The following is an 8,784-nucleotide window of genomic DNA, read 5'->3' as shown; positions in this document are numbered from 1 at the left end:
TACGCTGCTGGGCCTCGTCCAGTAAGCGGGGCATCAAACAATAGAAAAGGCGCTCCATCCGGGGCGCCTTTTCTCATTCGCAGTCTTCTTCTGGCCTGAAATATCCCGGGGGAGGCCGCAGGCCGGGGGCAGAGCCCCTTCTTGGCAAGCCGTTGTATACCGTTGCATTCCGGTAACGTGTTGAAACAAAACATTTCTGTACATGTTTTGCTGCCCGCAGTATGGTCGCCGGCATTGCCCCGGAGACCAAGAATGCCCCCGATCCAGGACCATCCGCTGCGGTACCAGCTAACGAATGAGCTGCACGCCCGCCCGTTCCCGACCATGACCTCTCCCTGCACAGTGGTCTACCTGGCGGTGAAACAGCCGCAGGAGGCGGTGCACCGGGACCGGATGCAGGACATGCAGCATCTGATCCAGCTCCTGGACCGCCATGGCGCGCCGCATCCCCAGCCGGGGGCGACCCACCATACCGCGCAGATCGGGCGGCACATGATCAAATGGGAGCAGCATACCGAGTTTGTCAGCTACACCGTCTACTGCGACGGGGTCAGCGCGCGGCCCTTCGATCCGGCGGACTTCGATGTCTTTCCGGCGGACTGGCTGGCGGAGGCACCGGGCCAGCGGATCACCTCGGCGTTGATCCGGGTGGTGCCGCGGGCCGGTCCGGATCAGCTGAAGGCAACGCTGCATGACTGGTTTGTGCCCGAAAGCCTGGCGGTGTCGCAGGTGCTGGACGACAGCGCCGTGGTTGCGGGCGACTTCCGCATCGATCCGGCCGGCCACGTGCGCTTTGCCATCTTCCCGAACCTGGATACAGGCAGCCAGCGGGTTGGCCGGGTGGTGCAGCGGCTGTGCGAGATTGAGACCTACCGGGCGATGTCGATGCTGGGGTTTTCCCGCGCCCGCGGGCTGACGCCGGTGATCGGCAAACTGGACACCCGTCTCAGCGAGATGATGGCGGAGATGACCACCGGCACCAAGCCGGCCGAGGAGATCCTGACCCAGCTGCTGGCGGTTTCGGCTGAGCTGGAGGCGATGGCAGCGCAATCCGCCTTCCGGTTCGGGGCCACCGGCGCCTATGATGCGCTGGTCAGCCAGCGCATCAGCCTCTTGCGCGAGGAGCGCAATGAGGGCTTCCAGACCTTTGCCGAGTTCATGCTGCGCCGTTTTGAGCCGGCCATGCGGACGGTGAACTCCACTGAAAAGCGGCTGGATACCCTGGCCAGCCGGGCACGCCGGGCAGGGGAGCTGCTCCGGACCAGGGTGGACGTGGAACGCTCAGCCCAGAACCAGGCGCTTTTGGCCAGCATGGACCGGCGCGCGGATATTGCGCTTAGGCTGCAGCACACGGTGGAAGGCCTGTCGGTGGTGGCCGTCAGCTACTATGCGATATCGCTGGTCTCCGACTTCCTGTTCCCGCTGGCCGAACGCTACGGCATGACCAAGAAGGTGCTGATTGCATCAGTCACCCTGCCGGTGATCGCACTGGTCTGGCTGGGTATCCAGCGGATCAGGAAAAAGCTGCATTGAGTCCTGCCGCGACAGGGCAAAATAAAAGGGCCGCCTGATGGGGCGGCCCTCTTTCGTTTCTGAAACGCCTGCTCAGCGGCCCCGGATCCGCGGGTCCAGTGCGTCGCGCAGCCCGTCGCCCAGGTAGTTCACGCTCAGCACCGTCAGCGAAATCGCCATACCGGGCCAGAACACGCGCTCAGGATACTGCTGCAGGTAATCGGTGGCATCGAACAGCAGCCGCCCCCAGGTCGGGAAATCCGGCGGGAAGCCGAGGCCAAGGAAGGAGAGCGACGACTCGGTGATGATCGCGGTGGCAATCCCCAATGTGGCCGACACCATGATCGGCGACAGCACGTTGGGCAGGATGTGCCGGGTGATCAGCCCTCTGTTGGTGGTGCCGATGGAGCGCGCTGCCATCACGAACTCGCGTTCTTTCAGCGCCAGCACATCGCCGCGCACGATCCGCGCGGTGGGCATCCAGCTGGTGACGCCGATAGAGGCCACGATCAGGATGAAAATCCCCTGTTCCGGCCCGAAGGCCGCGTTCAGCGGTTCCCGGAACAAGAGCATCATCACCAGCAGCAGCGGCAGCAGCGGCAGCGCCAGGAACAGATCCGTCAGGCGCATCAGCGGCCCGTCCAGTTTCTTGAAGAAGCCGGCCAGAACGCCAATGAAGGAGCCTAGGAACAGCGCCAGCAGCATCGCCGTCAGGCCGACGGAGACTGAGGTCGCGCCACCCGCCATCATCCGCGCCAGCATGTCGCGGCCCAGCTGATCAGTGCCGAAGGGATGCGCCCAGCTGGGGCCTTGGTTGCGGGCGCGGATGTCGATCTTGGTGGCCTCGATGTCCCACACCAGCGGGCCAAGATAGACCGCGAGGATGATGATCAGGAACAGCGTCCCGCCCATCAGCGCCCCGCGGTGGGATTTGAACTGGTCCCAGACATCCAGCCACTGGCTGCGCGGCGGCTGGTGCAGCTCTTCCATCTGCCCGGCGGCAGGGACTGCGGTCGAAGCCGGCGCCATGCCCTCATCCGGCACAAAGCGTTCCTTGTCAGTCATAGCGGATCCTCGGGTCAAGAATGCCGTACAGCACGTCGGCGATCAGGTTGAACAGCACGATCAGCACCGCAAAGATAAAGGTGAGCGTCTGCACCATCGGCAGGTCATTGGCCTGGATGGCGCCGATCAGCAGCTGGCCGATGCCGTTCACCTTGAACACCTGCTCAGTGATGATGGCGCCGCCAAAGATCGACGGGATGCCGAGCGCGATCACGGTGACCACCGGGATCATCGAATTGCGCAGCACGTGGACCATTACCACCACATACTCGCTCAGGCCCTTGGCGCGGGCGGTGCGGACGTAATCCTGGTTGAGGTTGTCGAGCATCGAGGCGCGCATGAAGCGGGAGAGCTGGGCGGTGATCTGCAGCGCCAGCACCATCACCGGCATGATCATCTGCTTCAGCTGGTAGACAAAGCTGTCCCAGCTGTTGACCACATGGGTGGTGTCATAGATTGACGGGAACCAGCCCAGCTGCACTGAGAAGATCACGATCACCAGCACGCCGGAGAAGAACGGCGGCACCGAGAAGCCGACCATCGACACAAAGGTGCCCATCTGGTCGAACCAGCTGTACTGGCGGTAGGCGGAATAGATGCCGATCGGCAGCGCGATCAGGATGGCGACCACATAGGCAGTGCCGACCACCCACAGGGTCTGCGGGAGACGCTGAACCACGATGTCCATCACCGGCGAGCGGGTCTGCCAGGAGATCACCCGCAGCTGCCCTTCGGCGAGGCTGGTGCCGAAGATATTGTCGATCAGCACCTGCGGCTCGATCCAGAAGAACTGCACCAGCCATTTCCAGAACCGGATATGCATCGGTTCGCCAAGGCCCAGGGCCAGGCGCATCTTTTCTTTGACCTCAGCGGGGACGGTCAGGGGAACCTGCGCCATCGGGTCGCCGGGGGCGAGCTCCAGGAGCAGGAAGATCACGAGGCTGATGAACAGCAGTGTCGGTACTGCCAGGATCAGCCGCCGGATTGTAAAGGTCAGCATCTGCTAAGCGCCTTTGCAACTTGTATTGAATTCGGAACAGGCGGGGCGGGGTCCCCGCGTCCAGACCATGCACAGCGGCCGGTGGCCAGCCCCTGCAGATGGCAAGGGGCCCCGGCGTCGCGCCGGGGCCCCGGGGAAGCAAGCAGTGCTTACTTGATGCGGTACCAGTCAGCTGCGTTCCACAGCTCGCTGTCCCAGACGTTCAGGTCGACACCGCCCAGGGTGTTGGAATGCGCCGACAGGCGGCCGCGGTGCACCAGCGGGATCATGCCGCCGTTTTCGACCATGATGTCGTTCAGGCGGCGGCCGATTTCGGCGCGCGCTTCCAGACCGGCGGTCTTGGCCAGCTCGGCGTGCAGCTGATCGAACTCCTCGTCGCAGAAGCGCGAGATGTTCTCACCCTGCCACTGGGATTCCGGCTTCGGCGCCTTGTCGCACAGGCCGTTGCCCAGATAGGACTGCGGGTCGGTGCCGTCGAAGTTGTTGGCGTACATTTCGACGTCGGCATAGAAGCGCTGGAAGGTGTCGGGCGAACCCGGGTCGCCGCCAAAGAAGACGGAGGCGTTGACGTTGCGCAGCTCGGTTTCGATGCCGATCTGGCTCCACCATTCCTTGATCAGCGCCTGGAAGTCCTGGCGCACGGCGTTGGTCGAAGTCTGGTACAGGATCTTCATCGGCTTGCCGTCCGGGGTCTCCCGCACGCCGTCGCCATTGGTGTCCTTGTAGCCTGCCTCTTCCAGCATCGCCTTGGCGCCTTCGATGTCCTGGTTGGAGCAGTCAAAAGTGTCAGAGGCAAAGGCCGCAGGTGCCGGCACCCAGTTGCAGCTGACCTTGCCGGCCTTGCCATAGCCGATTTCCACCAGCAGCGGACGGTCGATGGCCATCGACATCGCCTTGTAGACCGCCGGGTCCTTCAGGAACGGGTGCGGATGCTTGGCAGTGGCGCGCTCGCCTTCCGGCAGCTCCGGCGACGGGTCGGTCTGGTTCAGCATGATGCGTTCCACCAGCGAGCCGAAGCCCGCAACCGGCTTGCCCTTGCCGCCCGCTTCCATCTGAGCGATCACTTCCGGCGCCAGCTGCAGGTTCCAGGCATAGTCGAACTCGCCGGTTTCCATTACGGCGCGGCCGGCCGCGGTTGCGTCACCGCCGCCCTTGAACAGCACCTTGGCAAAGGCCGGCTTGGCCGGGTCGCGGTAATTAGGGTTGGCGGACATGGTGATCACGTCGTTCGGCTTGAATTCATCCACCACAAACGGGCCGGTGCCGATCGGGCCAAAGTTCGCTTCGGTGCATTCTGGTGCCTTGGCGCCGGTGCAGTTCTCGAACTGGGCCTTTTGCAGGATCGGGCTTTCGCCGCCCACAAACGGGCCGTAGGGGAAGGGGGTCGGCTTGTCGAAGGTGACCTTGACGGTCAGATCGTCCACCACCTCAACGCCGGTAACGCCCTGGAACTTGGTCAGCTGGGCGCAGCCGCCTTCGGGATGCATGCAGTAATCGGCGGTGAATTTCACGTCATGGGCGGTGAAGTCGGTGCCATCGGACCATTTGATGCCCGGCGCCACCTTCCAGGTGATCGAGGTCAGGTCTTCGCTGACGCCGCCGTTTTCGACCGTTGGGATTTCCGTCGCCAGATAGGGGACCATATTGCCCTGCGGATCGTAGCGCGCCAGCGGTTCAATCACCAGCGATGCCGACTGCACGTCCTTGGTGCCGCTCGACAGGAACGGGTTCAGGATCGACGGCGCTTGCCAGTAAATGATGTTGACCTGGCCGTCTGAGCCGCGCTCGGCGAAGGCCGCAGGCGCTAGCGAGGCCGTGGCAACAGCACCCATCAATAGGGATTTCAAGTTCATCGCACTCTCCTTGTCGGACACGTTGTGTGTCTTTTTGTTGGCCGGGCCGGGTAAGGCCCGGAAGTTTGCCGCATTGCTGCGGAGGTGTCGCATTGGGCACTGCAAGCCACGTTAAGCTGCTGAAAGAACGCAGCTTTAACGGTGCGCCGGACACACCGGCGCATGCCGCCTGCAGGCAACCACAGGGGTATCGAAAACCTTTTGCCGCAAAAATGCAAATTCCAATTTCGAAACGCTCATGCATAATTTGCATGAGCTTTTTTGTGCAAAGTAGAGTTTACTCCGGAACCTGAGGCCGCCTTTTCCGGCGGATCAGAGGAAAAAACCAGGGAGCCGTCATGCTGGACAACGCCATTGCATCCATAAGAAATCTGCGGGTGGAGTTTCAGACCAAGGATGGCCCGGTTGTCGGGGTTGAGGATGTCTCATTTGACGTCAGCCCCGGCGAAACGGTTTGCATCGTTGGCGAATCCGGCTCCGGCAAGTCGGTGTCCTCGCTGTCGCTGATGCGGCTGGTGGAATTCGGCGGCGGCGAGATCGCCGGCGGCGAGCTGCTGTTCAAGCGCCGCGAGGGCGAGCGCGCCAATCTCGCAACCACCGAACAGGAGCTGATGAAGCAAATTCGCGGCAACGAGATCGGCATGATCTTTCAGGAGCCGATGACCGCGCTCAACCCGGTGTTCACCGTCGGCCGCCAGCTGACCGAGGGCCTGCGCATTCACAAAAACATGTCCAAGGCCCAGGCCGAGGACCGCGCGCTGGAGCTTCTGCGCCAGGTCCGCATCCCGGAACCGGAACGGCGCCTGCAGCAGTATCCGCACGAACTGTCGGGCGGTATGCGCCAGCGGGTGGTGATCGCCATGGCCATGGCCTGCGAACCGCGGCTTCTGATCGCGGATGAGCCGACCACCGCGCTGGATGTGACCATCCAAGCCGAGATCCTGGCGCTGATGGACCGCTTGAAGCGTGAAACCGGAACCGCGGTGATGTTCATCACCCACGACATGGCAGTGGTCGCCCAAATGGCCGACCGCGTGGTTGTCATGTTCCGTGGCAACAAGGTTGAAGAGGGCACTGTCGAGGAGATCTTCGAGAACCCCAAGCACGACTACACCAAGGCTTTGCTGGCAGCGGTGCCAAAGCTGGGTGAGATGCGCGGCAAGCATTACCCCGAACCAATGAAGCTGATGGGCGTCGAGGATCAGAAGATCGAGCCGATCAAAGGCACCGAAGAGGTGCTGCTGGACGTGCAGAACCTGACCACCCGCTTCCCGGTCAAGGGCGGCCTGCTGCGCCGCACCATCTCCAATGTGCATGCGGTGGAAGATGTGTCCTTTAAGGTTTTCAAGGGCCAGACCCTGTCGCTGGTGGGGGAATCCGGCTGCGGCAAATCCTCGGCCGGCCGCTCCATACTGCGGCTGGTGGAACCGCAGTCAGGGCAGGTGAACTTCGAAGGCGAAGATGTGCTGCAGTTCAGCCCGTCCCGGATGCACAAGGCCCGCCAGGACATGCAGATGATCTTTCAGGATCCCTTTGCCTCGCTGAACCCGCAGATGCAGCTCCTGGACCAGGTGGCGGAACCCTTGCGCAATTATGGCCTCGCCTCCGGCTCCGAACTGCACGACCGGGTCGCCAGCCTCTTTGACCGCGTCCACCTGCCGCGCAGCTTCATGCGCCGCTACCCGCACGAAATGTCCGGCGGCCAGCGCCAGCGGATCGCCATCGCCCGCGCCCTGGCCCTTAATCCCAAGCTCATTGTCGCGGACGAAGCCGTCTCGGCGCTTGACGTGTCGGTGCAGGCGCAGGTGCTGAACCTGATGATGGAGCTGCAGGCGGAGCTGGGCCTGTCGTTCCTGTTCATCAGCCACGACATGGCAGTGGTGGAACGCGTCAGCCATCAGGTCGGCGTCATGTATCTGGGCCGCATCGTTGAGCTCGGTCCGCGCGAACGCGTGTTTGAAAACCCGCTGCACGCCTACACCCAGGCGCTGATGAAAGCGGTCCCGATCGCTGATCCGCGCCAGCGCAAGTCCGAGAAAGAGCTGAATTTCAAACCAATCCCGTCACCCATACACGAGGTCGGCTATCAGCCGGAGCCGTCGGAGTATCTGGAGCTGGAGCCCGGCCATTTCGTGCTGACCACCGACAGCGGCTACTGATCATGGCTGCAAAACTGACGCCGCTGGAGATCATGCAAAAGCTGGTCTCCTTCCCGACCGTGAGCCGGGACACCAACCTGCCTCTGGTGGACTGGGTGCAGGAGTATCTTGGCGCCCACGGCATCGACAGCCACCGCTGGGTGGATCCTGACCAGCCGCACAAGGCCGCCGTCTTTGCCCATGTTGGCCCGTGGGAAGAGGGCGCTGTGGTGCTGTCAGGCCATACCGATGTGGTGCCGGTGGACGGCCAGCCCTGGGACACAGACCCTTTCACAGTGGTGGAGAAAGACGGCAAATACTTCGGCCGCGGCACCTGCGACATGAAGGGTTTTGACGCGCTGGCAATTTGGGCGCTGGTGGAGGCGCACACCCAGGGTGTCATACGCCCGTTGCAGCTGGCGCTGAGTTTTGACGAAGAGATCGGCTGCACCGGTGCGCCGCCGATGATTGAGGCGATGCAGCCCCTCCTGCCCAAAGGTTCGGCAGTGATCGTCGGGGAGCCGTCCATGATGCAGGCCGTCACCGGCCACAAGGGCGGCACCGGATACGACACTCATTTGGTCGGGTTCGAGGTGCACTCCTCGCTCATGCACACCGGCGTCAGCGCCATCATGCAGGGCGCGCGGCTGATCGACTGGGCCAACCAGAAGAATGCGGGAAACATGGCCAAGGAACCGGGAGAGGTGCAGGCGATGTTCACCCCGCCCTGGACCACCTGCCATGTCGGCATGATCGAGGGCGGCACCGCCCATAACATCACTGCCAAGGACTGCCGCTTTATGATGGATTTCCGGGTGGTGCCCGGGGAAAGCGCCGATGATTGGGAAGCCGCCTATCTCGCCAAGGTGCGCGAGGTCGAGGCGGAGATGCAGGCCATCCACCCGGAGGCCCGCATTGACGTGTCCAAGCACTTTGACGTTCCCGGGCTGGTGCCGGAACAGAACGGTGAAGCCGAGGCGCTGGTGCGCCGGGTGACCGGCGACAACGGCTCCCATGTGGTCAGCTACGGTACCGAGGCGGGCCAGTTCCAGCAGGCAGGCTATTCTGCGGTGATCTGCGGTCCCGGCGACATCGCGCAGGCGCATCAGCCCAACGAGTACATCACAGTGGCCCAGTTCAACGCGGGCCACGACTTCATGCGCAAGCTGGTGGAGAAGCTTGGCGGATACTTTCCTTTGCCTTGAATCCGGGCGCT

General features: G+C 63.0%; 6 protein-coding genes. 3 read left to right on the top strand and 3 right to left on the bottom strand.

Annotated elements, in window-relative coordinates; all coding sequences use genetic code 11:
• Positions 1 to 252 precede the first annotated feature (252 nt).
• Entirely contained in the window at positions 253 to 1,533 is a 1,281-nt protein-coding gene (locus tag AC5STB_RS20125) for a DUF3422 family protein (protein ID WP_495444542.1), read from the top strand.
• Positions 1,534 to 1,605: 72 nt separating this feature from the next.
• Here the strand turns inward: AC5STB_RS20125 and AC5STB_RS20120 are convergent, their stop codons facing one another.
• The 3 genes from AC5STB_RS20120 to AC5STB_RS20110 form a co-directional block, all read right to left on the bottom strand.
• Positions 1,606 to 2,577, bottom strand: coding sequence for an ABC transporter permease (locus tag AC5STB_RS20120; RefSeq protein ID WP_495444541.1), 972 nt, complete (start codon positions 2,575 to 2,577; stop codon positions 1,606 to 1,608).
• A complete protein-coding gene (locus AC5STB_RS20115; RefSeq protein ID WP_495444540.1) occupies positions 2,570 to 3,577 on the bottom strand; it encodes an ABC transporter permease in 1,008 nt (335 codons plus the stop codon). Before AC5STB_RS20115 ends, AC5STB_RS20120 begins: the two co-directional genes overlap by 8 nt.
• 149 nt (positions 3,578 to 3,726) lie before the next feature.
• Positions 3,727 to 5,430 (bottom strand): peptide ABC transporter substrate-binding protein, encoded by a 1,704-nt coding sequence (locus AC5STB_RS20110; protein ID WP_495444539.1) that lies wholly within the window; start codon positions 5,428 to 5,430, stop codon positions 3,727 to 3,729.
• 338 nt (positions 5,431 to 5,768) lie between these two features.
• Here AC5STB_RS20110 and AC5STB_RS20105 point away from each other — a divergent pair, with 338 nt between their 5' ends.
• Both AC5STB_RS20105 and argE read left to right on the top strand, forming a co-directional pair.
• Positions 5,769 to 7,589, top strand: a complete 1,821-nt coding sequence (locus AC5STB_RS20105) for an ABC transporter ATP-binding protein (protein WP_495444538.1) — start codon at positions 5,769 to 5,771, stop codon at positions 7,587 to 7,589.
• A gap of 2 nt (positions 7,590 to 7,591) precedes the next feature.
• Entirely contained in the window at positions 7,592 to 8,773 is a 1,182-nt protein-coding gene (argE, locus tag AC5STB_RS20100) for an acetylornithine deacetylase (protein WP_495444537.1), read from the top strand.
• Positions 8,774 to 8,784 lie beyond the last annotated feature (11 nt).

The organism is Leisingera sp. CC-HEC093 (assembly GCF_059429195.1).
Note: the sequence above shows the minus strand (reverse complement) of the source record. Positions and strands in the feature narration are given on the sequence as shown.